The organism is Gammaproteobacteria bacterium (genome assembly GCA_041395725.1).
GTDB lineage: Bacteria > Pseudomonadota > Gammaproteobacteria > Pseudomonadales > Pseudohongiellaceae > NORP240.
Genome location: JAWKZW010000001.1, coordinates 1,438,548 through 1,463,513 on the forward strand (window position 1 = coordinate 1,438,548; position 24,966 = coordinate 1,463,513).

The 24,966-nt window shown below is 55.5% G+C and carries 21 protein-coding genes; 11 read left to right on the forward strand and 10 right to left on the reverse strand.

What is annotated here, in order from left to right; all coding sequences use genetic code 11:
* Positions 1-28: 28 nt before the first annotated feature.
* The 3 genes from R3F50_06310 to R3F50_06320 all read right to left on the reverse strand — a co-directional run bounded on the left by R3F50_06310 (position 29) and on the right by R3F50_06320 (position 3,977).
* On the reverse strand, positions 29-259 hold the full coding sequence (locus R3F50_06310; protein MEZ5489916.1) for a hypothetical protein: 231 nt from the start codon (positions 257-259) through the stop codon (positions 29-31).
* A 140-nt stretch (positions 260-399) separates the two neighbouring features.
* Positions 400-3,150, reverse strand: coding sequence for a DNA polymerase I (gene polA, locus R3F50_06315; protein MEZ5489917.1), 2,751 nt, complete (start codon positions 3,148-3,150; stop codon positions 400-402).
* Positions 3,150-3,977 carry a zinc ABC transporter substrate-binding protein gene (locus R3F50_06320; GenBank protein MEZ5489918.1) on the reverse strand — a complete coding sequence of 276 codons (828 nt, stop codon included), beginning with the start codon at positions 3,975-3,977 and terminating at the stop codon, positions 3,150-3,152. Before R3F50_06320 ends, polA begins: the two co-directional genes overlap by 1 nt.
* A 348-nt stretch (positions 3,978-4,325) precedes the next feature.
* On the opposite strand from R3F50_06320, the gene znuC reads away from it, so the two are divergent.
* Both znuC and R3F50_06330 read left to right on the forward strand, forming a co-directional pair.
* On the forward strand, positions 4,326-5,102 hold the full coding sequence (znuC, locus tag R3F50_06325; GenBank protein ID MEZ5489919.1) for a zinc ABC transporter ATP-binding protein ZnuC: 777 nt from the start codon (positions 4,326-4,328) through the stop codon (positions 5,100-5,102).
* On the forward strand, positions 5,095-5,892 hold the full coding sequence (locus R3F50_06330; protein MEZ5489920.1) for an iron chelate uptake ABC transporter family permease subunit: 798 nt from the start codon (positions 5,095-5,097) through the stop codon (positions 5,890-5,892). The genes znuC and R3F50_06330 overlap by 8 nt, the downstream gene beginning before the upstream one ends.
* Before the next feature lie 203 nt (positions 5,893-6,095).
* Here the strand turns inward: R3F50_06330 and R3F50_06335 are convergent, their stop codons facing one another.
* Both R3F50_06335 and cyoE read right to left on the reverse strand, forming a co-directional pair.
* Entirely contained in the window at positions 6,096-6,746 is a 651-nt protein-coding gene (locus tag R3F50_06335) for an SCO family protein (protein MEZ5489921.1), read from the reverse strand.
* A 21-nt stretch (positions 6,747-6,767) separates the two neighbouring features.
* Entirely contained in the window at positions 6,768-7,652 is an 885-nt protein-coding gene (cyoE, locus tag R3F50_06340; GenBank protein MEZ5489922.1) for a heme o synthase, read from the reverse strand.
* A gap of 777 nt (positions 7,653-8,429) precedes the next feature.
* On the opposite strand from cyoE, the gene coxB reads away from it, so the two are divergent.
* The 5 genes from coxB to R3F50_06365 all read left to right on the forward strand — a co-directional run bounded on the left by coxB (position 8,430) and on the right by R3F50_06365 (position 13,437).
* Positions 8,430-9,785, forward strand: a complete 1,356-nt coding sequence (coxB, locus tag R3F50_06345) for a cytochrome c oxidase subunit II (GenBank protein ID MEZ5489923.1) — start codon at positions 8,430-8,432, stop codon at positions 9,783-9,785.
* 118 nt (positions 9,786-9,903) lie between these two features.
* Positions 9,904-11,688 (forward strand): cbb3-type cytochrome c oxidase subunit I, encoded by a 1,785-nt coding sequence (locus R3F50_06350; GenBank protein ID MEZ5489924.1) that lies wholly within the window; start codon positions 9,904-9,906, stop codon positions 11,686-11,688.
* Positions 11,685-12,302 (forward strand): cytochrome c oxidase subunit 3, encoded by a 618-nt coding sequence (locus R3F50_06355; protein ID MEZ5489925.1) that lies wholly within the window; start codon positions 11,685-11,687, stop codon positions 12,300-12,302. The genes R3F50_06350 and R3F50_06355 overlap by 4 nt, the downstream gene beginning before the upstream one ends.
* A 55-nt stretch (positions 12,303-12,357) precedes the next feature.
* Positions 12,358-13,041, forward strand: a complete 684-nt coding sequence (locus R3F50_06360) for a heme-copper oxidase subunit III family protein (GenBank protein MEZ5489926.1) — start codon at positions 12,358-12,360, stop codon at positions 13,039-13,041.
* A gap of 12 nt (positions 13,042-13,053) precedes the next feature.
* Entirely contained in the window at positions 13,054-13,437 is a 384-nt protein-coding gene (locus tag R3F50_06365; protein MEZ5489927.1) for a cytochrome C oxidase subunit IV family protein, read from the forward strand.
* A gap of 91 nt (positions 13,438-13,528) precedes the next feature.
* Here R3F50_06365 and R3F50_06370 read toward each other — a convergent pair whose 3' ends face one another.
* From R3F50_06370 to R3F50_06390, 5 genes are all read right to left on the reverse strand, one after another.
* A complete protein-coding gene (locus R3F50_06370) occupies positions 13,529-15,577 on the reverse strand; it encodes a M3 family metallopeptidase (GenBank protein ID MEZ5489928.1) in 2,049 nt (682 codons plus the stop codon).
* Positions 15,578-15,611: 34 nt separating this feature from the next.
* On the reverse strand, positions 15,612-16,433 hold the full coding sequence (gene aroE, locus R3F50_06375; GenBank protein ID MEZ5489929.1) for a shikimate dehydrogenase: 822 nt from the start codon (positions 16,431-16,433) through the stop codon (positions 15,612-15,614).
* Positions 16,434-16,599: 166 nt separating this feature from the next.
* Entirely contained in the window at positions 16,600-17,511 is a 912-nt protein-coding gene (gene hemF, locus R3F50_06380; protein ID MEZ5489930.1) for an oxygen-dependent coproporphyrinogen oxidase, read from the reverse strand.
* A 552-nt stretch (positions 17,512-18,063) separates the two neighbouring features.
* On the reverse strand, positions 18,064-19,323 hold the full coding sequence (dprA, locus tag R3F50_06385) for a DNA-processing protein DprA (protein ID MEZ5489931.1): 1,260 nt from the start codon (positions 19,321-19,323) through the stop codon (positions 18,064-18,066).
* Positions 19,324-19,393: 70 nt separating this feature from the next.
* Entirely contained in the window at positions 19,394-20,488 is a 1,095-nt protein-coding gene (locus tag R3F50_06390; protein ID MEZ5489932.1) for a LysM domain-containing protein, read from the reverse strand.
* A 140-nt stretch (positions 20,489-20,628) separates the two neighbouring features.
* On the opposite strand from R3F50_06390, the gene def reads away from it, so the two are divergent.
* From def to trkA, 4 genes are all read left to right on the forward strand, one after another.
* Entirely contained in the window at positions 20,629-21,135 is a 507-nt protein-coding gene (def, locus tag R3F50_06395; GenBank protein MEZ5489933.1) for a peptide deformylase, read from the forward strand.
* Between the two features lie 2 nt (positions 21,136-21,137).
* Positions 21,138-22,100 (forward strand): methionyl-tRNA formyltransferase, encoded by a 963-nt coding sequence (gene fmt / locus R3F50_06400; protein ID MEZ5489934.1) that lies wholly within the window; start codon positions 21,138-21,140, stop codon positions 22,098-22,100.
* Positions 22,100-23,416 carry a 16S rRNA (cytosine(967)-C(5))-methyltransferase RsmB gene (gene rsmB, locus R3F50_06405; protein ID MEZ5489935.1) on the forward strand — a complete coding sequence of 439 codons (1,317 nt, stop codon included), beginning with the start codon at positions 22,100-22,102 and terminating at the stop codon, positions 23,414-23,416. The genes fmt and rsmB overlap by 1 nt, the downstream gene beginning before the upstream one ends.
* Before the next feature lie 170 nt (positions 23,417-23,586).
* Complete coding sequence (gene trkA, locus R3F50_06410) at positions 23,587-24,963, forward strand: Trk system potassium transporter TrkA (protein MEZ5489936.1); 1,377 nt, start codon at positions 23,587-23,589, stop codon at positions 24,961-24,963.
* The last annotated feature ends 3 nt before the right edge of the window (positions 24,964-24,966 follow it).

Below are 24,966 nucleotides of genomic sequence, written 5' to 3' on the forward strand. Positions count from 1 at the left end.
TCAACTGTGGATGCAACGACGCCGGGTTTCAGCAATCCCGGTCGGTTGCATCCTCGCAGAGATCTTCTACGGCATTTCTGGCATCCGTCGCCGCATCCGAGGCGGCGTCACGGACCGAGTCAGCAGTATCCCTGGCCCGGTCCTGAAGATCTCCCGCCACGCGGTCGATTTCCGCGCCGATCTGCTCTCCGGTTCCTTCTTCTTCACAGCCAGCCAGGCCTAACACCATGGTCAACGCCACAATTGCTGAAATTCTCATCGACACTCTCCTCTTTGTATAGGATCCGTTTACAGGACCCGGTCCTGGGCCCCGTATTCAGACCTTTTCTGTGGGGAACCCTGACCATCCTACAGAGTCGCTGCGAGTAAGGCTACTGCCAGGCCTTCAGATAAATCGCCCTAGTGGGCTTTATCCCAGTTGTCTCCGGTGCCCACATCAACGACCAGGGGGACGTCCAGTGAGGCGGCTGTCACCATTCGAAACCTGACACCGTCTGCCAGCAGTTCCACGTCCTCTGTGGCCACTTCAAAAATCAACTCGTCATGTACCTGCAACAGCATGCGGGCATCAAGTCCGGCGACCGCCAGCCAGTGGTCAATATCTATCATTGCGTGCTTGATAATGTCGGCGGCGGTTCCCTGCATCGGCGCATTGATCGCGGTGCGCTGCGCGGCGCGCCTCAGCACGGCATTGCCGGCCCGGATATCCGGCAGGTAGAGGCGTCGGCCGAACAGGGTCTCTACATAGCCCTTCTCATCCGCCAGCGCCTGAGTCTGATCCATGTACTGGCGAACTCCGGGGTAACGCTCAAAATATCGCTCGACATACTGCTGAGCCTCCTGGCGCCCGATGCCCAGCTGGTTGGCCAGTCCGAAGGCAGACATCCCGTAGATCAGGCCGAAATTGATCGCCTTCGCTCTGCGCCGCTGCTCGGCAGTAACATCCTCAAGCTTGGTCTCAAAAACCTCGGCCGCAGTAGCCGTGTGGACATCCAGTGAATCCGCAAACGCCTTCAGCAGGCCCGGGTCCTGGGAAAGGTGAGCCATAATACGTAATTCAACCTGGGAGTAATCGGCGGCCAGCAACTTGTAGCCCGGCTGGCAGACAAATGCCTTGCGAATACGGCGCCCCTCCGCCGTGCGGATCGGAATATTCTGCAGGTTCGGCTCGGTTGAAGAAAGGCGACCGGTCGCGGCCACGGCCTGCTGAAACGAGGAATGGATTCGGCCCGTGCCGGCGTTTATCTGCAGCGGCAACTTATCCGTATACGTTGACTTCAGCTTGCTGAGGCTGCGATGTTCCAGAATCAGCCTTGGCAACTCATAGTCCGCCGCCAGCTCCTGCAATACCGGCTCTGCGGTGGAGGGCTGGCCAGTCTTGGTTTTGCTGATAACGGGGAGCTCCAGCTTTTCATAAAAAATCTGTTGCAGCTGCTTGGGGGAACCAAGGTTGAATTCTTCTCCAGCCAGATTATATACTTCCTGTTCCAGTTCCTGAAGCCGGGCGCCAAGCTCGGCACTTTGCTGCTGCAACACGGCGGCGTCCACGCGGATACCCTCCCGCTCCATCTTTTGCAGCACGTGAATGAGGGGCAGTTCGTAGTATCGATAAAGCCCGGCCAGGTGCCCGGTTGTCTCGAGTTCATGCTCCAGCAATGTAGCCAATCGCAGGATCATGTCGGCGTTTTCCGCAGCGAACCGGGTGGCCTCCTCGAACGGCAGCTGGGAAAGAGTCAGCTTGCCCCGCCCTTTTCCAAGCAGTGCATCCAGGTCAGTGGGGTTCTGATCCAGGTAATATTTCACCATCTCCGGCAGCTGATGCTTGATAGCGACAGAATTAAGCACATAGGACGCCAGCAGTATATCGCTCTTAAACGGTGCCAGTTCTATTTCATAATTGGCCAGCACATGAGCGTCGTTCTTGAGATCGTAACCAACCTTGGCTTTCCGCCTGCTCTCTAGTAAAGGCTTCAGCTTTTTCAGAGTTGCGTCTCTGTCCAGCTGTTCTCCGCCTGTTTCGCCAGTATGGCCTAAGGGTATGTACCAGGCTTTCCCTGATTCACAGCTGAAAGCGATTCCGATTATCTGAGAGTCGAGAAAGTGGCCTCCGTCATGCTGTATTTCGAACGCAAAGCGTTCAGCCTGTTCCAGCCTGGCAAGCAGTTCATCCAACTCCGGTTCGGAAAGAACTGTCCGGTATTCAATTACCTCTGGCACTTTAAGTTTTTCTATATCCAGACTGCCAACGGAGCCTGTTTGCGACTGTTGGTCCAATGGGCCTTCCACACCCTGGCTCTCCAGCTCGGTAATCCAGGTTTTGAATTCCAGTTCGCTGAATAGCCGATGGAGTTCCTGACTGTCCTCCTTGTCGGGGATGAGTCCATCGATCGGGATGTCCAGCGCCACATCCCGCTTGATGGTTGCCAGGTGATAGGAAAGCCGAAGCAGATCAATATTGTCTCTGAGTTTTTCGCCGATCTTGCCCTTGATCTGTTCGGCGTTGGCGATGATACCCTCCATGCTTTGATATTCTTCCAGCCATTTAACCGCCGTCTTTGGCCCCACGCCGGGCACGCCGGGAATATTGTCCGCCTTGTCCCCTACCAGGGCCAGGTAATCAATGAACTGGGCCGGGGTGACGCCGAACTTGTTCTTCACACCCTGCTCGTCCAGTACCTCGCTGGTCATGGTATTGATCAACGTCACATGGGGCGAAACCAGTTGCGCCAGGTCCTTGTCACCGGTGGAGACTACCGTCTCGATACCTTTTTCATTCGCCTGGGTGGCAAGCGTGCCGATGACATCATCCGCCTCTACACCTTCGATAATAAGGAGAGGCAGCCCCATGGCCCGGACGATTTCATGAATGGGCTGTATCTGAACCCGCAGCTCATCGGGCATGGGCGGCCGGTGAGCCTTGTAGTCGGCATAGATCTCGTTGCGAAAGGTCTTCCCCTTGGCGTCGAAAACAATGGCTATGTGACTGTCCGGGTAATTCTTGATCAGGCTGCGAATCATGCTGATGACCCCCTTCACTGCCCCGGTGGGATGACCGCGGGAGGACACCAGAGGTGGCAGTGCATGGAAGGCCCGGAACAGGTAGGAGGAGCCATCGACCAGAACCAGTGGTTGCTTAGTATCTTCCGGCATCAGTCCATCTCTCCATTCAAACAGCGACTGAAATCGCTGACCAGGTTGTCGAGCAGCTGGGAATAGCTTCCCCCTGCACCCAGCCGGTCCCCCAGCAGGTCAAGCTGGACCTGCTGCACCGTATGGCCGGCGAACAGGGTGTCTATAGTAGTCTGCCGGGACGTGATATCGGTGAACAGGCAGACGGGCTGCTGCTCGTCGATCAGGCGCCGCACCTGCAGCATCTGCCTGATCCCGGGCTGAGTTTCCGGATCCTCTACCAACACTACACTGTGGCGCCGCTCGAACCGGGCTTCGAAATAACCGATGGCATCGTGATAAACCCCGTAGGCGGTATCCGGGACCGTCTGCAGCCGGCCCCTCCAGCGGGCCTCATCGGCCAGCAGCCGTTGCTCCAGGGCAGTATAGTTGTCCGCCCATTGCCGCGCTCTGCGGCCGTCGATCTCGGTCAGCGCATCGCGCAGCGCCGCGGCAATCTGCAAGCCGTTACGGCTATCCAGCCAGATATGAGGGTCGAGGCTGTCACTGCCGGTAACCTGTCGGCGCGTAAGGCCAGGCAGCAGAATCAGTTCCAACACCCGCTGGTCCTCTGCCAGCTTGTTCAATACTTCGTGCAGTTCGGTCTCCAATTGTTCCCCCACATAGACGACCAGGTCCGCCGAGTCCAGTGCAACCCGGTCCGAGGGGGTCATGGTGTAGTGGTGAGGAGAATCGGAGACCGGAACCAGTACTCTTACAGTGCCTTCGTCACCCAGTATGCTGGCGGCGATGAGCTGCAGTGGTTTGATAGACACTACCAGGCTTACCTCTGCATGTGCCGATGACATCAGGAGAAGTGCTATAACCAGCCTTGTCACGCATCGAGCCATAATTTTCCACCGGGTTCCATGTGCCAGAGGTTCGCTATGATATACCATTGCAGCCGCGGATTGCTGCGGGCTGGCCGGACAGTAAGTCTCCGTCGGGAGCAACCATCAGGTGTCTACGCCGGTGGGGAGGCAGGCGGGGCCGGACGGCTCTTATCAGTCCGCGCCCGGATCAATTGTCAGGGAAATAAATCGATTTACTCAGAGACGCCAGTCTTAAGGGGCCTCCTTAACTGGCCAGGGCCGGGTGTAACCGGAACCGGGTGCGTCCAGGCAGCCCTGTAGTCAGTGGCCAGACGGGAAACCAGCATGCAGGAAACTTCTAATTCGCAAAACATCTTGATTCAGGCCAGCAATATCTGCGTTGGTTTCGGAGCTCGCCAGATCCTGCAGAATGTGTCTCTGAAAATCGAGCGTGGCAAAATAATAACCCTGATCGGGCCGAACGGTGCAGGCAAGACAACCCTGGTCAGGGTTATCCTGGGCTTGCTCAAGCCGGATGCCGGCGATATCCGGCGCAGTTCCGGCCTGACCATCGGCTATATGCCGCAACGGTTGCATATCGAGCCGACCCTGCCGATTTCCGTGCTGCGCTTTCTGCAACTGACCGGAATCAGGCATCGGACCACCATCACCACGCTACTTGAAAAGCTGAAAGTCGCTCACCTGGTAGACCAGCAGCTGCGTAACATTTCCGGCGGGGAGTTACAGCGGGTACTGCTGGCCCGTGCCCTGCTCCGCAAACCCTCACTGCTGATCCTGGACGAGCCGGCCCAGGGTGTCGATGTTAACGGCCAGGCAGAGCTCTATCAGCTGATTCAAGCGATAGCCGAACAGGATTCCTGTGGCATTCTCATGATTTCTCACGACTTACACCTGGTGATGTCGGCAACGAACGAAGTGGTATGCCTGAATCAACATGTCTGTTGCCACGGCAAGCCGGAACATGTCAGCAGCGACCCTGCTTACCTGGCGCTGTTTGGCAAACGCGGTGCCGACAACATCGCCGTTTACACCCATAATCATAACCATAGCCATGATATTCACGGCAATGTAATCAAAGCTTCGGGAGACCAGCATGGCTGATTTTATCTGGTATGCTCTGATCGCCGGGCTGTGCCTGGCACTGGTGGCAGGGCCGCTGGGCTCATTTGTTGTATGGCGCCGCATGTCCTACTTTGGCGACACTCTGGCTCACTCCGCGCTGCTGGGTATCGCACTCGGACTTTTACTGGACCTGAACCTGCAGTTCAGCATCATCCTGATTTGCGTAATGACGGCCATAATTCTTGCCTCAATGAGCCGCCAACTAACTGTGGCAACTGATACCCTGCTTGGTATTCTGGCCCATAGCGCTCTTGCTACGGGCGTGGTACTCCTTGCTCTTTCGGGCTCTGCACAGGTAAGCCTCGAAGCCTACCTGTTTGGAGAATTGCTGACTATCAGCACGCCGGATCTTTTTCTTATCGTCGCTGTCAGCGCGATTGTGCTCGCCGTGTTATTGGGTTTCTGGAATCAGTTACTGTCATTTACAGTTCACGAAGAACTCGCCAGTATCGAAGGCGTCAATGTTAAAAAATTACGGTATTTACTGGTTATTCTGATCGCTGTCACCACCGCCGCGGCCCTCAAAATAGTCGGCGTGCTTCTTATCACTTCACTGCTGATCATTCCGCCGGCTGCAGCAAGACAGCTGGCACGGGGCCCGGAACAGATGGCCTTGCTCGCCAGCCTGATCGGTATCCTGTCGGTTCTGGGAGGATTGTTTGCCGCCTTCGCAGCCGATACACCGGTCGGTCCATCGATAGTGATGACCGCAGCATTCATCTTCCTGATATTTTACTGGCTGCCTTTATCAGCTAAGAAAAACACCTGACCCGGCCTGGGTTTACCCAATCATTGCATAAATTATTGAGGTCAGGAGCCTTCAGAGTAGTATTTCCAGCGCCGCACGGAGAATTTTATGGATTGAGCGTAGTTACTCTACGTGATATACAGAAAAATTGAGTACGGCGCTGGAAAGGCTGCTATGGAAGCAGCGCAGCGGTCCCGGGCCAACAATTTATGCAATGATTGGGTTTACTGGGCCCGAAAGGCCTGGTAAGCCTGGATCAGTCGCTGCCTGTTGTGGGGGGCATGGATGAGGCCACGGTAGTTGCCGGCCGGGTCGATTACCGCGATGTAATCGCTGTGGGGTACCTGGTAGTCTCCGTCTCCACCATGGCTGCCGCCGTGCTCCTGGGGGCCTGCAAAGGCGATGAACAGTTGTCCGGCCAGGCCGGCAATCTGCGGGTATTCGCCCGTCAGGCCGATGAAATCAGGGTGAAAGGATTCAACAAAATCAGCCATGACATCCGGCGTGTCACGCAGCGGGTCGACGCTGACCATGATCACACCGGTCTCGTCCCCCAATCCGGTCTCGACCACCTCGCGGTAGAAGGATTCCAATGCCTGCATCGCGAACGGACAGACGTCCGGACAGGAAGTAAAACCGAAAAAGACAAATTGCCAGCGGCCCAGGAGATTCTCGCGGGTGAAAATCTGCCCGTGCTGGTCCGTCAGGCGGAAGTCCTGCAGAACAAAGGGCTCCTCGAAACTGGCTACACCCGGCTCACTGAAGCTCTCATCACCGGTCAGTTGCGCCCGGGCAACGAACAACCCCACCACCAGAGCGAGGAGTGACAGGTCGAAGACCACAAAAGCGATTAAAGCGAGCCGTTTTCTGGTCATGGGCGTGTCGATAAAACCCGGTTAGAAAAGATAGTGATCAGTCAGCAGTGCAACAAACAGCACGGCCAGGTAGACGATGGAATACTTGAAGGTCTCCATCGCCGTTCTGGGCTCGGGCCTGAACATCAGGACCAGAGACCAGCCCATGAAAATCGCGCCCAGCACCACGGCAGCCAGCAGGTACAGCAGACCGCTCATTCCTGACAGGTAGGGGAAGATACTGACGACCACAAGAATCGCGGTGTAGATGATGATGTGCACCTTGGTGACAAACTCACCGTGGGTGACCGGCAGCATGGGAATGCCGGTTTTTGCGTATTCTTCCTTGCGATGAATCGCCAGCGCCCAGAAATGGGGCGGGGTCCAGGCAAAGATGATAAGTACCAGAATCAGGGCGTCCGGCTCTATAGTGCCGGTAACTGCCGTCCAGCCAAGCAGCGGTGGCATGGCACCGGAAAGGCCGCCGATAACGATATTCTGGGGCGTCGCACGTTTCAGGTAGCCGGTGTAGATAAACGCGTACCCCACGAACGAAGCCAGGGTAAGCCAGGCGCACAGCGGATTGACCCACAGCAGCAGGATCGTCATGCCGATAACGCCGATTACGGTCGCAAACAGTGAGGCCTGCAGCGGATCCACGCGTCCCTGGGGAAGGGGGCGGTTGTGGGTCCGTTTCATCAGGGAGTCAACCTTGCGGTCGATCAGGTGGTTGACTGCGGCACCGGACCCGGCCACCAGGGCGATGCCGAGGTTGCCCAGGATCAGTACATCTAGTGGGACCATACCGGGGACTGCCAGTAACATCCCGACCACGGAGGTCAGGATCATCAGCATGACCACCCGGGGTTTACACATTTCATAGAAGTCACGCCAGGTGGCGGACTGTTGGCTGGTTATCTCAGTCACTGCATCTCTCGTTCGGAAAGGCCTTGCGGGGCCTGGGAGTTTGACGTTGCCTGAATCACCTGCAGGTCCGGACAATGCCAGTGGAGTCTGAGGCTTGGCGGCGGGCATTCAAGCACGTTTTGGTGCCGATCTCAAGTTCACCCAATCATTGCATAAATTCTTGGGCTCAGAGGCATGATTTGGAACACCTCATCTGGAACGCTACGACATACCGGGACAGGCCCATCGGCCGTTTCAGGACAGCCTTTCCACCTCAGCCCGGCGACTCCTCGATGGGGATAATCCCGATTTGAGTAAAACCTGTTGATTTATCGCAACATATTGCCATTTTATCGCCCATCTTTACTTGCGGTAGAAATGAAAAATCTATAGCATTGCTGCGGATTTACAAGGTGTGTGAGTGAGCTTCGAATGACGTTTTTCACGCTGGATTGTCCCTCGGGTTTTCCGGTCAAAAAGTGCGTCCAGTTACAGCAGTCATAGAGAATAGCTTGAAGTAAAAAGAATAGCCGGGGGAAACGGCAACAAGCGCGGGTTCTGGTGCTACGAGCAGGCACCGCTCCCGCAAACGCTGCGCAACTCTTTCGGGATTGTCTATGACTCATCAGGCAATTCACTACACTTTCCGCACCCGATGTCGAATGTCAACATGATACTCCGCTCGGGAGCAAATTCAGCAGTACGAAGTAATGAAATGACAGGTTTAACTCAGCGGCTGCTCCGCGGTGCGCTGGATCATGCTTGTTTTACTGATTGAAAGTTAAGGACTAGTCGATTATGGCTCTAGCAGTTGTTATTGTTGTTTTGGTTGTGGGCTCCATCATCTTCCACTTTGCGAGCCCCTGGTACTTCACAGATCTGGCCGCCGACTGGGGTTCGGTTGATGGTGTGATAAACGTGACGTTTTGGGTGACTGGCTTTGTGTTCATCGCCGTGAACCTGTTCCTGGCCTACTGTGTCTGGAAGTTTCGCCAGGCGCCTGGCCACAAGGCTGTCTATGAGCCGGAAAACCACAAGCTGGAGGTCAGCCTGTCCGTCGTAACTGCGGTGGGTGTTGTACTGATGCTGGCACCGGGCCTGTTTGTATGGGCCAATTTCGTCTCTCCACCGGAAGATTCCTACGATTTCGAGATTATCGGCAGCCAGTGGCAGTGGCAGTTCCGTTACCCCGGTAACGACGGCGTTCTGGGTACCGCGGATACCCAATTCATTAACGAAGCCAATCCCTGGGGCGTAAATCCTGAAGATCCCAACGGTCAGGACGACGTGGTCATCGACGGAAACCAGCTCCACCTGCCGGTTGACACGAATATTCGCGGCCTGCTGCGTTCCAAGGACGTACTGCACAACTTCACTGTCCCCCAGTTCCGAGTCAAGATGGACATGGTGCCCGGCCTGGTTTCCTACCTGTGGTTTCAGACCACCGAAACCGGCAAATACGACATCATGTGCGAAGAGATGTGTGGTATCGCCCATTTCATGATGCGTGGCAACGTAGTGGTTGAAGAACAGGCCGATTTTGAAGCCTGGCTCGCCCAGCAGCCAACTTTCGCGCAGACCCAGTCCATGGCCACTCCGAGCGCAAATGCCGGCCAACAGGCTTATGCAGCCTGCGCCACCTGCCACGGTCAGAACGGCGAGGGCAATCAGGCATTGAACGCGCCCAAGCTGGCAGGTCTGCAATCCTGGTATGTGGAACGCCAGCTCAACTACTTCAAGACCGGCGTCCGCGGCGGCGAAGGTGACACCGCCGGTGCCATGATGGCCCCTATGGCCATGGGCCTGAATGACGGTGCCATTCGCAATCTGGCGGCTTACATTGCCAGCCTGACCGACACGCCGGCCACTCCTACTATTGCGGGTGCCAATGTTTCCAATGGCGAGCGTATCTATCAACGTAATTGCGCGGCCTGCCACCTGGAAAACGCCGAAGGCACCTGGTACACCGACGCACCGGCCCTGGCTGGTATGAGCGACTGGTATTTCGTCAAACAGATCAATGCATTCCGTAACAAGGTTCGCGGCGCCCACGAGAACGACATGTACGGTGAGCAAATGGTCTGGATGTCGACAGCAATGGCAAACCAGGGTGAGGTTGAAGACGTCGCCGCCTACCTGAACTCATTGCGATAAGAACGGTTTTTACTTACAGACTAGATAGATTTTGATAGCAATTACAGGACTACGCGGCAGTATTAGGCCCGCTGCCGCGCCAGCCTCTGTAACTTTTTATGTACTTTAGGAGGTTTTAATGGCTTACGTACCTTTAGCCGACCAGGAGCAAGAGCTCCACCATCCGCATAGTTGGGTAACCAAGTATGTGTTCAGCCAGGATCACAAGGTGATCGCCATCCAGTATGGCACCACCGCGGTCGCGGTTGGCGTGGTGGCGCTGGTGTTGTCCCTGTTGATGCGCCTGCAGCTGGGCTATCCGGAAAGTTTTTCCCTGATCGACCCCAGCGCCTACTACCAGGCCGTCACCATGCACGGCATGATCATGGTGGTCTATCTGCTGACCGCGCTGTTCCTTGGCGGTTTCGGTAATTACCTGATCCCCTTGATGGTAGGCGCCAGAGACATGGTATTCCCGTTTCTTAACATGCTCAGCTACTGGGTCTACCTGGTGTCGGTGATCATCCTGATGATCAGCTTCTTTGTCCCCGGCGGGCCAACCGGTGCGGGGTGGACGCTCTATCCTCCGCAAACCAGCATGCTGGGTACGCCCGGGCACGACTGGGGCATTGTCATGATGCTGGCCTCCCTGGCAGTATTCATCGTGGCCTTCACCATGGGTGGCCTGAACTACGTCACCACGGTGCTGCAGGCACGCTGCCGCGGCCTGACCCTGATGCGCCTGCCACTGTCGGTGTGGGGTATCTTCGTTGCCACAGTTCTGGGTCTGTTTGCTTTCCCGGCCCTGTTCGTTGCTGCGGTCATGATGGCTTTCGACACCCTGTTGGGCACCAGCTTTTTCATGCCGGCTATCATGGAGGCGGGCCAGGCCCTCGACCATAATGGTGGCAGCCCGATCCTGTTCCAGCACCTGTTCTGGTTCTTCGGGCATCCGGAAGTGTACATCGTGGCCCTGCCCGTGTTTGGCCTGGTGTCCGACATCATCAGCACCCACGCGCGCAAGAACATCTTCGGCTATCGCATGATGGTGTGGGCGATCATCGCCATTGGCGGTCTGAGCTTCATCGTCTGGGCCCACCACATGTATGTGAGCGGTATGAACCCGTATTTCGGTTTCTTCTTCGCCACCACCACACTGATCATCGCAGTACCTACTGCGTTGAAAGTGTACAACTGGGTACTGACCCTGTGGGAAGGTGATATTCGCATGAATGTACCGATGTACTTTGCCATCGGCTTCATCTTCACCTTCATCCATGGCGGTCTGACCGGCCTGTTCCTGGGTAACGTGGTCATCGACCTGCCCCTGTCAGATACCTACTTCGTGATTGCCCACTTTCACATGGTGATGGGTGTATCTCCGGTACTGGTGTTCTTCGCAGCGGTCTACCACTGGTTCCCGAAGGTGTCTGGCAAGATGTACAACGAAACCATGGCCAAGTGGCATTTCTGGATTACTTTCCTGGGCGCCTATGCCATCTACCTGCCGATGCACTACCTGGGTTTTCTGGGTGTTCCGCGTCGTTACTACGCCCTGGGCAGCACCGACTTCATCCCAGAGTCTGCTCAGACCCTTAACGCAAACATTACTATTGCCGCGTTGATCGTCGGTGTAGCACAGCTGCTGTTCATCGTTAACATCATCTGGAGTCTGAAGAACGGCAAGAAAGCCGATCCTAACCCTTGGGGTGCCACCACCCTGGAGTGGCATACTCCGGATACTCCTCCGGCACACGGCAACTGGGGCGCGCAACTTCCCTCCGTGTATCGCTGGGCCTACGATTACAGTGTTCCAGGTGCTCACCAGGACTTCATTCCGCAGAACACTCCGGAATCTGAAGAACCAACTTTTGACGAAGCACATTTCGATCCGGACCACGACGCGTCCAAGGCGGATGTATGAGCCTCATCAAGCAAGTAACCAACAAGCCCTGGGAAAGGAAAGGCATCATCGGCCCACTGCGGCCGGAGGGTACCTTTCCGGTACCCTCGGAAATGGTCGCTCTGACTTTCTTCCTGGTGGTTGTAGCGGTGATATTTTCACTGTTCACTGTCAGTTACTTCATTCGTATGGAACTGCCCGACTGGACTCGTCGGGCGGTACCTGCGCAGCTGTGGTTTAACACCGGCTTGCTGATTATCAGCAGCGTTATGTTCCAATGGACCCGCACCCTGCTGAAGCGTGGCGAGACCCGCAATCTGAAGACCAGCCTGCTGGGCGGCGGTGTTTTCGCAATTGCTTTCATTGGCGCACAACTGATGGTCTGGAGCGGGCTGCGTGCGGACGGCATTACCATGACCTCCAACCCGGCTGATTCCTTCTTCTACCTGCTGACCGGTCTGCATGGCTTGCACATGCTTGGTGGCCTGTGGGTCTGGAGCAAAAGTTCAATCAAGCTGATGTCCGGTAGCGCCGAACCCAAAGACATCAAGCTCAGCGTAGAACTGTGCACCATTTACTGGCATGCCTTGCTGGTAGTGTGGCTGGTTCTGTTTGGAATACTGGCCAACACCTGAGCCGCTTGAAACAATCAACTAAATTAACATCAAGGCAAATTGTAGGGAAAAATGCATGACTGACACAGCAGCAACAGACGCCCTGGCTCCTAAGTCAGGGTTAGACGGGCTGGTAGACGACTGGTCTGCCGATAAACAAACCTATCATGTGCCCTGGGGCAAGGCGATGATGTGGATCTTCCTGGTAAGTGACACATTCATCTTCACCTGCTTCCTGACCAGCTACATGAATGTCCGCTGGACATCGACTGAGCCCTGGCCCTATGCCAGTGAAATTTTCGCTCTGTCCTTTGGCGGCGATCCTATCCCACTGATCCTGATCGCGATTATGACGTTCATTCTGATCACCAGCAGTGGCACCATGGCCCTGGCGGTGAACTTCGGTTACCGCAGGGATCGTCAGAAAACCGCGTTGCTGATGTTGGCGACCGGCCTGCTGGGGCTGTCCTTTGTCGGCATGCAGGCTTTCGAGTGGACCAAACTGATCACCGAGGAGGGCATTCGCCCTTGGGGTAATCCTTTTGGCGCATCGCAGTTTGGATCGGTGTTCTTTATGATCACAGGGTTCCACGGCTTGCACGTATCGGGTGGTGTGATCTACCTGCTTATCGTCGCCCGCAAAGTCTATCTGGGACACTACGAAAAGAAAGGTTACGAGATTGTCGAAATTGCCGGCCTCTACTGGCACTTTGTTGACCTCGTCTGGGTATTCATTTTTGCATTTTTCTATCTTTGGTAAGGAGAGACAGTAATGTCAGCGGAAGCAGGTCAACAACATCCACTGGGAATCTATTACAAGGTCTGGATTCTCCTGTTCGTACTCAGTGCCTTTTCCTATGCAACAGACTTTCTGGAGCCAGGCTTATTTCGCTGGTTTCTGATTCTGACCTTCATGGTCCTGAAGGCCGGGTTCATTGTCGCTATCTTCATGCACGCTTTCTGGGAAAGAATGGCGCTGGTTTTAACCATCCTCGGACCACCACTCGTGTTATTGCTATTTATTGGTTTCATGGCCTCAGAAGGGCAGTACACCTGGGGTACGCGAGTTGAGTACCGGGGTCAGGATCCTAACCTCAAGCCTCTGTCCATTGAGGAATTTCATGGTGGCGGTCACGGAGAGGAAGAAGCTCACTAGGCTGACCCGATCGGTCTGCTGAATCAGACCGTCCAACAAAAAAGCCAGCTGCATACAGCTGGCTTTTTTTGTGCCCCCAGGAAATCCTTTGCTACGGGATACCTTTCTGGGCCAGCAGAGCATCGATCTGCGGTTCACGCCCCATGAAATCCTTGAACAGCTGAAGGGCCCTGGCCGCACCGCCTCGACTGAGAATCTTATCCAGATAACTGCGCCCGATCTTTTCGTCAAGCACACCGGCTGCCTCGAACTTCGAAAAAACATCGGCTGACAGTACTTCGGCCCAGTAGTAGCTGTAATATCCCGCCGCATAGCCACCGGCGAAGATATGCGAAAAACTGTTTTCGAAGCGGTTGAACTGTGGGGTGGGAATCACGGAGGTTTTATCCCGGACGGCCTGCATGGTGTCACGCACGTAGCCCGACCCCAGATTGGCAAGGCCCCGATGCAATTCAAAATCGAACAGGCCAAACTCCAGCTGACGCATCATTTTCAGGCCCGCCTGAAAGTTTTTGGCTTCGAGCATTTTTTCCAGCATCTGCTCTGGCAGCGGATCACCCGTCTGATAATGGGAAGAAATCAACTTGATGGATTCCTTATTCCAGCACCAGTTTTCCATTAACTGGCTGGGCAACTCCACCGCGTCCCAGGCGACACCGTTGATTCCGGAAACACGTAAACTTTTCTCGCGGGTAAGCAGATGGTGCAGACCATGACCGAATTCGTGAAACAGGGTAGTGACTTCGGTATGGGTCAGCAACGACGGCTTGCTCCCCTTGCCCTCGCTGAAATTACAGACCAGGTATGCTGCCGGCAATTGCAAACTGCCATCATCCAGAATCCGCCGGGTACGACAGCCATGCATCCAGGCTCCACCCCGTTTGCTGTCCCGGGTATAGAGATCCAGAAAAAATCGGGCAATCAGTTCTCCATCCCGGAAAATGTCATAGGCTTCCACGGAGTCATGCCAGGTTTCGTACTGGGCATTGGGCGCTATGGTGATTCCGAACAGCTTGCCGACGATCTGGAACAGGCCGGCCTTCACTTGCCCGGCAGGAAAATAGGCCCGTAATTCCTCCTGGGAAATATCATAAAGGTGGGTGCGCAGCTTTTCGCTGTAGTAGGGCAGGTCCCAGGCCTCAAGGGTGTCCTTGCCAAGGGTGGCGGCAAATTCGCTGAGCTCTTTGAATTCCCGCTCAGCTACTGATTTTCCACGCACCACCAGCTCTTCTAAAAATCCGACAACTTTTTCCGGATTGTCTGCCATCTTGGTGGCCAGTGACAGCTCAGCATAGCTTTCGAACCCCAGCAGATCGGCTTTTTCTCTGCGCAATGCCAGAATTTCGTCGATCAGGGGTGCATTATCCCAACCTTGATCACCCTCTTTACCACTTTCCCCCTGATCCGAAGCGCGGGTTACAAAAGCCGTGTAGATTTCCCGGCGCAGGTTGTGATCATCCGCATAGGTGGTAACAGCATGATAACAGGGAAAATCCAGAGTAAGGAGATAACCCTCGAGACCTTTCTGACGCGCAGCCTCTTCGGCAACGGCCAACGCCGTTTCAGGCAATCCTGCCAGTTGCCCGGTCTCCGTGAAGTGCCGGGTCCAGCCATGGGTAGCATCAAGTACGTTATTACTGAAGCGCATTGACAGTTGGCCAAGCTGCTTTTCTATCTCCTTGAACCGCTGCTTCCGGTCCTCGTCCAGCGTAATCCCAGCCAGTTTGAAATCCCGCAGATAATCATCCAGCACCTTGACCTGGGCATCTGAAAGGTTCAACTCACCGGCCCTTTCCCGCAGTGCCTTAATTCGTCTATACAGCGCATCATTCTGAGATAAATTGGTGGAATATTCAGTCACTAATGGCAGACAACGGTCATAGATATCCCGCAACTCCTTGCTGTTATTGACTGAAAAAAGGTGACTTACCGTAGACCACAGGTTGTCCAGCCGGTCTTCCAGATCATCCAGTATAAAAATTACACTGCCCCAGTCAGGAGTCGGATCCTCCTTACTCAACAGCTCTCGCAGCTGTGATTGATTCTCGCTGATTACCTGTTTTACCGCAGGTTCGATGTGCTCGGGCTTCAGCCTGGAAAAAGGGGGCAGGAGTCCCTCTGAAAGTAAAGGATTGTTCATAAATTTCCCGATAAATGGTTTGTACTACAAATATTCAGACCAGGTCAGCTCTGACCTTCTGAATAACACTCGCTGTCTGGGGTCTTACATTCAGCCAGACAGCAAACGCTTCGGCCGCCTGCTCCACCAGCATGCCAAGGCCGTCCAGCGTCAGGGCTGCACCCTGTTGCGCCGCCCAGCGCATGAAGGCAGTCTCCTGATTGCCGTACGTCATATCGTAACAGCAGCTGTCCGGACCGATCGCAACAGGAGACAGCGGTGGGACTTTTCCGTGCAATCCGGTCGACGTCCCATTGATGATGATGTCAAAAGGCCCTTCTATAGAATCCTGAAAAGACAGGGCCTCGATATTGACCAGACCGGCAAATTCTTTTTTCAATGTCAGCGCTTTATTGAGGGTGCGATTGACAATGGTGATGGATTGGGGGGATTCCTCGGCCAGATTGCCCAATGCGCCTCTTACCGCGCCGCCGGCGCCGAGAATAAGAAGACGCTTGTCCCGCAATTGAATGTTGTGATTTCCTTTCAAATCCCTGACAAGGCCGATTCCATCGGTGTTATCACCCCATAGCCGCTTCTGCTCATCCAGAAAAAGCGTGTTAACAGCTCGAGCCTGTTGTGCCCTGGCGGTGAGCCTTTCAACCAGCTGAAAGGCTTTTTCCTTGAAAGGCACGGTGACATTCAGCCCCCGACCACCACTGGCAAAGAACTGTTTCACAAAGGCGTCGAACCGGGCTTCTGATACTTCTTCACGGGTATACTGAAGTTCGATCCCTGTCTGCTGGGCAAACAGGGAGTGAATAACGGGTGATTTACTGTGACTGACCGGATTGCCGACTACAGCAAAGCGTAACACGATGAATATCCTGGTTAACTGGCAATAGCCCCGACGCCGCGGTTTGTGGCAGGTCGGTTACGAGTGCCTAGTATAAGGGCGTCTCCGATAATACCAAACTGTCTCGGTGCGACACAGCTTTTGACATGAGTGGCGGCCGACAGGGCATTCGGCTCTGGCTTTCCGGTCAGACCCATTCCCGATGCACCAGATACTCCTTGTACAACCGCTCCTCTTCACTGCCAGGTTCCGGGTGCCAGTCATATTCCCAGCGGACAACCGGTGGCAGAGACATCAGGATTGATTCGGTGCGACCGACGCCGGACTGCAATCCGAACACCGTGCCGCGATCGAAGATCAGGTTGAACTCCGCGTAGCGCCCACGCCGGTATTCCTGAAAGTGTTTCTGTGGCTCGTTGTAGGGTGTGTCCTTCCGACGTTCGATTATTGGTATGTAGGCGTCGGTGTAGGTATAAGCAATATTTTTCACCAGCGCGAAACTTTCCTCGAATCCGAGTTTGTTGAAATCATCGAAGAACAGACCACCGACTCCCCTTGGTTCACCGCGATGCTTCAGGAAAAAGTATTCGTCACAGTCTTTTTTAAAGCGCGGGTAGATACCCTCACCAAAAGGATCACAGGATTCTTTAGCCGTGGTGTGCCAATGAATACAGTCTTCGTCAAAACCATAGTAAGGTGTCAGGTCATACCCTCCACCAAACCACCAGACCGGCTGTTCCCCCTCTTTTTCCGCCACAAACAGTCGAAAATTTGCATGGGACGTAGGTACGAATGGATTCAAGGGATGAATCACCAGGGAAACACCCATGGCCTGGTAAGCACGTCCAGCCAGTTCCGGGCGGGTAGCCGATGCCGAGGCAGGCAGGGATTTACCGAATACATGGGAAAAGTTGACACCGCCTTTTTCCAGCACGTCACCGCCTCGGATTACGCGCGTAATGCCACTGCCACCCGCGTCCCTGTCCCATTGATCGGTGTGGAAAGTCGTACTGCCGTCAGCCTGTTCCAGCTTGCTGCAGATCGATTCCTGCAGATCCAGCAGAAAGTCCTTCACTCTGGCGATATCTTCGGTTTTCACTGTGTTAACCCCTTACTTTTTCTGAAATATTTACCGTGGTACCCGGTCCGGCGCTGGGCTCTGCCCAGTACCCCATCCGCCTCGTTTTCGGGTTCTGCGGTAAAACGAGGTGGTCCAGTTTATCGGCTAATTGAATGGCTGATTTTAATCTGGATCGAGTTTTTATCCCGCTTGCGGGTTAACGGCAAAGACTGGCGCGCCAGGAGACGAACTCAACACCTGGCCATGGTTCGGGATTTCATCGGCGTGGCCTGTTCAGGCCGCCTCCCCACATGTCACTCGCTATGCCTTGGAGCTATGAAAAGCCCGTTAACTCAGAAGCTCGCAAAAAATTGGCTGCCATCCTAACAGACTGCCGAAAAACTTTCTGCGTAACCCAGGCCGGGCTGGCGGGTATGTTTTTACGGCCGAGAGGTACCGCCGGGCGGAACCTTCTGACAAACCTGCTGATTTCGTTGCACTGCCCTGGCCAGCCATCGCGCCTGGGGCAAAGCCTCTCGCCAGCGAGTTCGCCTGCAGACCAGAGAATTGCGGAAATTAATCAAAGGTACCTTATTGTTTCCCGGTATTATCTGCTTCTGACGAGTTAAACCCTGCCGGCCGGCCCGATAGCGGTGGCAGGCTTGTGTCCGTACACTGGTAACGACCGCCGCCCTGTACCAGTAGCCCCTTCAGCTCCAGACTCAGCAGAAGCCGGTTCACTTTTTCGATGGGGAATCCACAACGTTCCGCGAGCAAATCGGCCGGACAGGGGTCATGCCCCAGCGACAGCAGTATCCGTGTTTCCTCGGGGCACAGTTTCGCTGCTGAGGCCCCGGATGAACTGCCGAAACAGCTGGGCGACTTTTGTCCGGAATTCCCAACCCGAGACGCGGCTACCGAAGCCGGGCTGGCGGCACCCTGCTCCCTGGACACTCCGCTCAACATGAGCTCTTCCACTATAGACTCCACGCTGTCCACCAGCTTTGCACCGTCCCGGATCAGGCCATGACAGCCTCTGGCATTGCCGTTAAAAATCGAGCCGGGCACGGCGAAAACTTCCCGGTTTGCTTCCATAGCCAGACGGGCGGTGATGAGAGAACCACTCTTTGGCGCGGCCTCGACAACGACAACCCCCAGACTGAGACCGGCTATCAGGCGGTTGCGCTGGGGAAAATTGCCGGCCATGGGCGGTGTGCCCAAAGGAAACTCGGAAATCAACGCGCCACATCGGGAGATTCGCCTGGCCAGCGCCTGATTATGACCTGGGTAGATACGGTCGACCCCGGTGCCCATCAGAGCGAGGGTATGCCCGCCAGCTGCCAGCGCACCCTGGTGGGCCTGACTATCGATTCCGGCGGCAAGGCCGCTGGTAATAGTCAGACCCAGACCAGCCAGCTCACGGGCCAGCCAGTGGGCTATCTGGCTCCCGTTTCTACTGGCTTTGCGGCTGCCTATAATCGCGATCTGCGGGGTCCCCAGCTGAGTCGTATCACCGATCACGAAAAGCAGTGGTGGCGGACAGTCGAGTTCTTTCAGCAGAGCAGGGTAGGCAGGATCTTCGTAGCAGACCAGCGCGTGTTGAGCATCTCTGTCAAGCCAACTCAGGGTCGGGCAAACGTGCTTGTTAACGCTGGCGGGTGCACTATCCAGGCAACCAAGGATCACCTCGCGCCAGGATTCTTCAATACCCGACTGCAGAAAAATCTCAGTATCGGCATCTCGCAGCGCCGCCATGGACCCCAATTGTCCAATCAGACGTGCGTAGGTGTTATAGGGAAACCCATCGAAGTGGAACAATTGCAGGTACTGCAATTGCAGAGGTGTAGCCATCGTGATCTTCCCTGATCGTGACAGAAACTTTGGCAGGGGTTTTTGAGATCGAACCCCTGATCGATCTTACTCAGGGATTGACCACCATGTCACCCAGCCTGGCAGGCTCACTACTGGTCAGAATCAACCCGTAGCTGAGGTGGTCGAACACCCGGTACACCAGCACCGTACCCACTTCCTGTCCAGGCATTTCTATGGTCTGGTTGGAAGCGACAGCGAAAAGCCTTTGAAAAAAGGGTTTTTTCTCCCGGTCTGTGTCATCGACAATCTGCTCACCAACCTGCCTGATCGCCAGTATATCGCCTGGATTCAACCCGTCTCTGCCACCAATATCAACCAGCACTGTATCCAGCTGGGAAGCCATCCGCTCAGTGCTGGTCATGGCCAGAATCCGGCCACTCATATCGCGGCCCGGCTCGCTGGGGTAGATTTCGGAGTTGAATCGCAGCTCTTCACCAACCAGCAACCGGTCGCCGACTTTAATCTCTTCACTGCTGCGGGTGATGCGCAGCCGCTTGATTCCTTCGGACTCCTCGCTCACCAGTGAGGCGCTGCCCACAGTCAACAATTCCACAGAGTTGATACTGCGATCTTCCGGGTCGCTGAATTCTCTGAGTTCCCGATAGATCTGAAAGCTGGTGACCTGAGCCGGCCAGTCGCCACGGGCGTAAATTTCGTCACCAGTTCCGATCACCAGCTTGTTGCCCTGGGGTGAAACGATATGGGGCGCGGATTCATAAACCTCACGCAACAGGATGCGGTTGTTGGTGAAACTGGCCTGGATGTCTTCCAGGGGAATCGCAGGGATTTCACTGGTTACCCCGACAACCCGCATCTGCGGCTCCAGGCGCTGCATCCGCAGGTTGCCCCGCTGGGCTACGAGCCTGGCCCGACCATTGATGAACTCAACCCGGACAATGTCTCCTCCACGGAGGTCCCGGTCGTTATCCAGAAACGGGGTAGGCTGCCAGAAATTGGACCAATCTGCGGGATTTATCAGAAACTTGCTGGCAATTTGCCGGATCGTGTCGCCTTCCTGCACGGTATAACTTTGTGGATAATTGCGCACAAATACTGAACTAACCTGCCCATTGGCCGTATTAATGGGTACCAGCAGACTAGCGACTACAAGTGCGGCTAGAATTTTGCTCAATTGACTCTTCATAGCTTAATTTCCACGGGCTGCGAGGCTGATTATCTTAGCAATAAGGTATAATCAGAACCGGTCCCAGTTCACAGAACCAAATTATCGGATTGACAGGCCGGACCCAGGGCCTCTTTATTGATCAAATATCTCTTATACCTATGGCAGCCTTACAAATACTTGAATTCCCCGATCCACGACTTCGTATTGTCGCGAAGCCGGTAACCGTGTTCGACGCAGATCTCAGGCAGCTGATCGAAGACATGCTCGAGACCATGTACAAGGCTGAGGGTATCGGCCTGGCCGCCACTCAGGTTAACGTGCATAAACGCCTGCTCGTAATAGACTTATCGGAAAATAAAGATAGTCCTCAAGTCTTTATTAATCCAGATTTCAAAGTAATTGACGACCAGGTGTCGGAATACGATGAGGGCTGCCTATCGGTACCTGGTTTTTATGAAACCGTATGCCGGCCCAGGGAGATTATTATCACCGCCCAGAATGCGGACGGCGAACAATTCGAACTGCCGGCAAACGGGCTGTTGGCCACCTGTATCCAGCACGAGATAGATCACCTGAACGGTAAGCTGTTTGTCGACTATCTCAGCACCCTGAAGCGGAACCGAATCCGGCAGAAGCTGGAAAAAGAACACAAGAACACCGCTTGACGATGCCGCCGCTCAAACTAGTTTTCGCCGGCACACCGGAATTCGCGGCCAGACATCTGGCATCGCTACTGGGCGGTCCCCACGCTGTTTTGGCGGTCTATACACAGCCCGACCGCCCCGCCGGCCGGGGCAAGAAGCTGGTCCCCAGCCCGGTGAAGAGCCTGGCCGAGGCGCACTCAATCCCGGTCAGACAGCCGGTTTCCCTGAAAACACCGGAGGCCCAGCAGGGTCTGAGGGATCTGGAGCCGGACCTGCTGGTCGTTGTGGCCTACGGATTGATCCTGCCGCCGGCTATTCTGCAGATTCCCCGCCTTGGCTGTATCAATGTCCATGCGTCCCTGCTGCCCCGCTGGCGGGGCGCCGCACCGATCGAAAGGGCATTGCTGGCCGGAGACAGTGAAACAGGTATCACCATAATGCAAATGGATGCCGGGCTGGATACCGGAGACATGCTGTTACGCCGGGCCGTCCCCATAGAAGCTACCGACACGCGGGTGTCACTGGAGCAAAAACTCATTGAAGCTGGAGCTGAAGCGCTGCCTTATGCGTTGGATAATATTACAGCACTCCAGGACAAAGCGGAGCCCCAGCAGGATCATCTCAGCACTTACGCAGCCAAACTGGACAAGTCCGAAGCGCTGATCGACTGGCACGGCCCGGCCAGCCAGATTGACCGGCAGATTCGCGCCGGCATCGGTCGTCAGCCCGCCTATTGCTTTGTGGGCGACACCCGCCTGCGGCTCCTGGAAGCCAGGCCTGAATCCGGCGGGCAGACTGCGGCACCGGGTGAAATCACCAGCCTCAGCCAGGAAGGCATGCGGGTGAGCTGCGGCGAGGGCCGGCTGCTGGTATCAATTGTCCAGCTGCCGGGGAAAAACCCGGTATCCATTCGTGACCTTTTGAACGCGAGGCAGCAGCTTCTGCAGCCAGGCACCCGGCTCAGCAGCCTTGCAACGGCCCGCTGATGAGCAACGGAGCCCGGTCCCGGGCCGCTGCCGCACGCATTCTTGGCCGGCTCCTGTCCGGTAGCGGATCGCTGGGCAGCCAGCCGAGCAATAGTGACGGCCTTGATGACGCGGCGCTGATTCAGGAAATGTGCTACGGCGTCTGTCGGTATTATTCTGCGTTGCAGCAGGCGGTGGATAAGCGGCTGACAAAACCTTTGCGAGCCAAGGACCGGGACCTGTACGCCCTGCTGTTAGCCGGCGCCTACCAGATTTACTGCATGCGGATACCGGACCACGCCGCAGTCAACGAGTCGGTACAGGCCACCCGGCTGCTCAAGAAACCCTGGGCCGGAGGGCTGGTCAACAGTATTCTTCGTAAGCTGGTGGATGCCAGACCCGAGTGGCAGCAGTCCCTTGATCAGGGCCCGGAAGAAGTGCGGTTTCTGCATCCCCGCTGGTTAATTAATCGGCTCAAGGATGACTGGCCTGAACACTGGCAGCTTATTCTCAATGCCAATAATCAACGCCCCCCGATGACCCTGCGGGTCAATATCTCCAGGATCAGCACGACTGACTACCTGCAGATGCTGGAGAAGGAAGGTATCAGCGCGCGCCCCGGGCAGCTTGCTGGCAGCGCCATTTATCTTCATTCTCCCTGCCTGGTGGACAAACTGCCGGGATTCCTGGACGGTCTGGTCAGTGTTCAGGATGAGGCTTCCCAGTTGGTCCCCGCACTGCTGGAACTCAGCCCGGGCCAGCGGGTGCTCGATGCCTGTGCTGCTCCAGGCGGGAAAACAGCTCACTGCCTTGAGAGTGAGCCTTTACTGACAACCCTGACCGCGGTAGATATCGAGGGGAATCGAGCCCGCAGTATCGAGCAGAATCTGCAGCGCCTGCAACTGCGGGCCGAAGTCAAAGTGGCGGATGCCTCTGCGCTTGAAGACTGGTGGGACGGTAGTCCTTACCAGCGTATTCTGCTCGACGCACCGTGCTCTGCAACAGGCGTAATCCGTCGCCACCCGGACATAAAGTTACTGCGCGCCGAGGCTGACGTAGCGCGGCTGGCCGATCTTCAGCAGGTGCTGCTTAACAGTCTCTGGAGCTGCCTGGAACCAGGTGGCCTGATGCTCTATACCACCTGTTCCGTCCTCCGGCAGGAAAATCAGGACACTATAGGGCGCTTTCTGCACCAGTGTCAGGATGCTAAACATCAAGCCATTCAGGCCGATTGGGGAGTAGAATGTGAATTTGGCAGGCAGCTTCTTCCCGATCCGGAGGGACCTGACGGCTTCTATTTCGCGGTGCTGAAAAAATCGGTAACGGCCGCGAAGTGATGGCTGTCAATACCAGGGACTCTCGGCGAGAACTCCCAATAGAGAAACCGCAGGGAATAGTGCGGGGTGCACCCAGTTTCCGGCCATCCCGGACCCTCATCGGCAATAACTCACAGGACTGTTGTCTGGCATGCCGAGTGTGTGCGAGTTAGCTGGACAGGACACGAGACATGAAAATAATTATTCTTGGCGCCAACCAGGTCGGATCGACACTGGCAGAGACTCTCGCCAATGAACGTAATGACATCACCGTGGTTGATACCGATGTCAACAAGCTGCGCGAACTGAAAGATTCCATTGATATCGGAACGATCACCGGCATGCCTTCCCACCCCGATGTGCTGGAGCAGGCAGGGGGCGAAGACGCCGACATGATTATCGCTGTGACAGAAAGCGACGAGATCAACATGGTCGCCTGCCGGGTAGCTTATTCTCTGTTCCATACCCCGAAGAAAATCTGCCGCCTGCGCTCCACTGCCTACCTGGTCAGCGACAAGCTGCTCAGTGGACAGGATGGGATCGCAGTGGATGTCGTCATTAGCCCGGAACATATCGTCTCCGATTACATAAGCCGGCTCATTGACCTGCCCGGTTCGCTGCAGGTTCTGGACTTTGCCGACGGAAAAGTACAGTTAGTCGCCGTCAAGGCTCACTATGGTGGACCGCTGGTAGGCCAGGAAATACGCCTGCTGAGACAACACATGCCTTCCGTTGATACCCGGGTGGCGGCTATTTTCCGACGGGATAGACCCATAATTCCTGAAGGAGCCACGGTTATCGAGGCGGATGATGAAGTTTTCCTGATCGCCGCCAGGAATGACATTCGTGCGGTAATCAGCGAACTGCGCCGCATGGACAAACCGTACCGCCGGGTGATGATAGCCGGAGGGGGCAACATTGGTTTACGGCTCGCCGAGGACCTGGAAAAACGCTACCAGGTGAAGGTCATCGAGCGCAACAAAGAACGCTGTGTCTTTCTCTCGGAAACGCTTAATAAGGCCATCGTTCTGAACGGCGAATGCTCGCAAGGCGAACTGCTGGTTGAGGAAAATATCGAGGACACCGATGTGTTCCTTGCGCTGACCAATGACGATGAAGCGAATATCATGTCCTCTCTGCTGGCGAAACGTCTGGGCGCCAGAAAGACCATGTGCCTGATCAACAACCCGGCCTATGTGGATCTCGTTCAGGGCGGCGAGATCGATATTGCTATATCCCCTCAACAGGCGACCATCGGCAGCCTGCTGGCCCATGTTCGACGCGGAGACGTCGTCAATGTCCATTCACTGCGGCGCGGCGCAGCCGAGGCGATGGAAGCCATCGCCCACGGGGATCCACATTCCTCAAAAGTTGTAGGCAGGGCGATTGAAGAAATTGAATTGCCTGAAGGGGCTACAATTGGTGCGATCGTCAGAAACGAGCAGGTGCTTATTGCTCATGATGATATCGTCGTGGAATCCGACGACCACGTCATCCTCTTTCTGGTAGACCGTAAGCAGATACCGGAAGTAGAACGTTTATTCCAGGTAGGCTTCAGCTTCTTTTAGGAC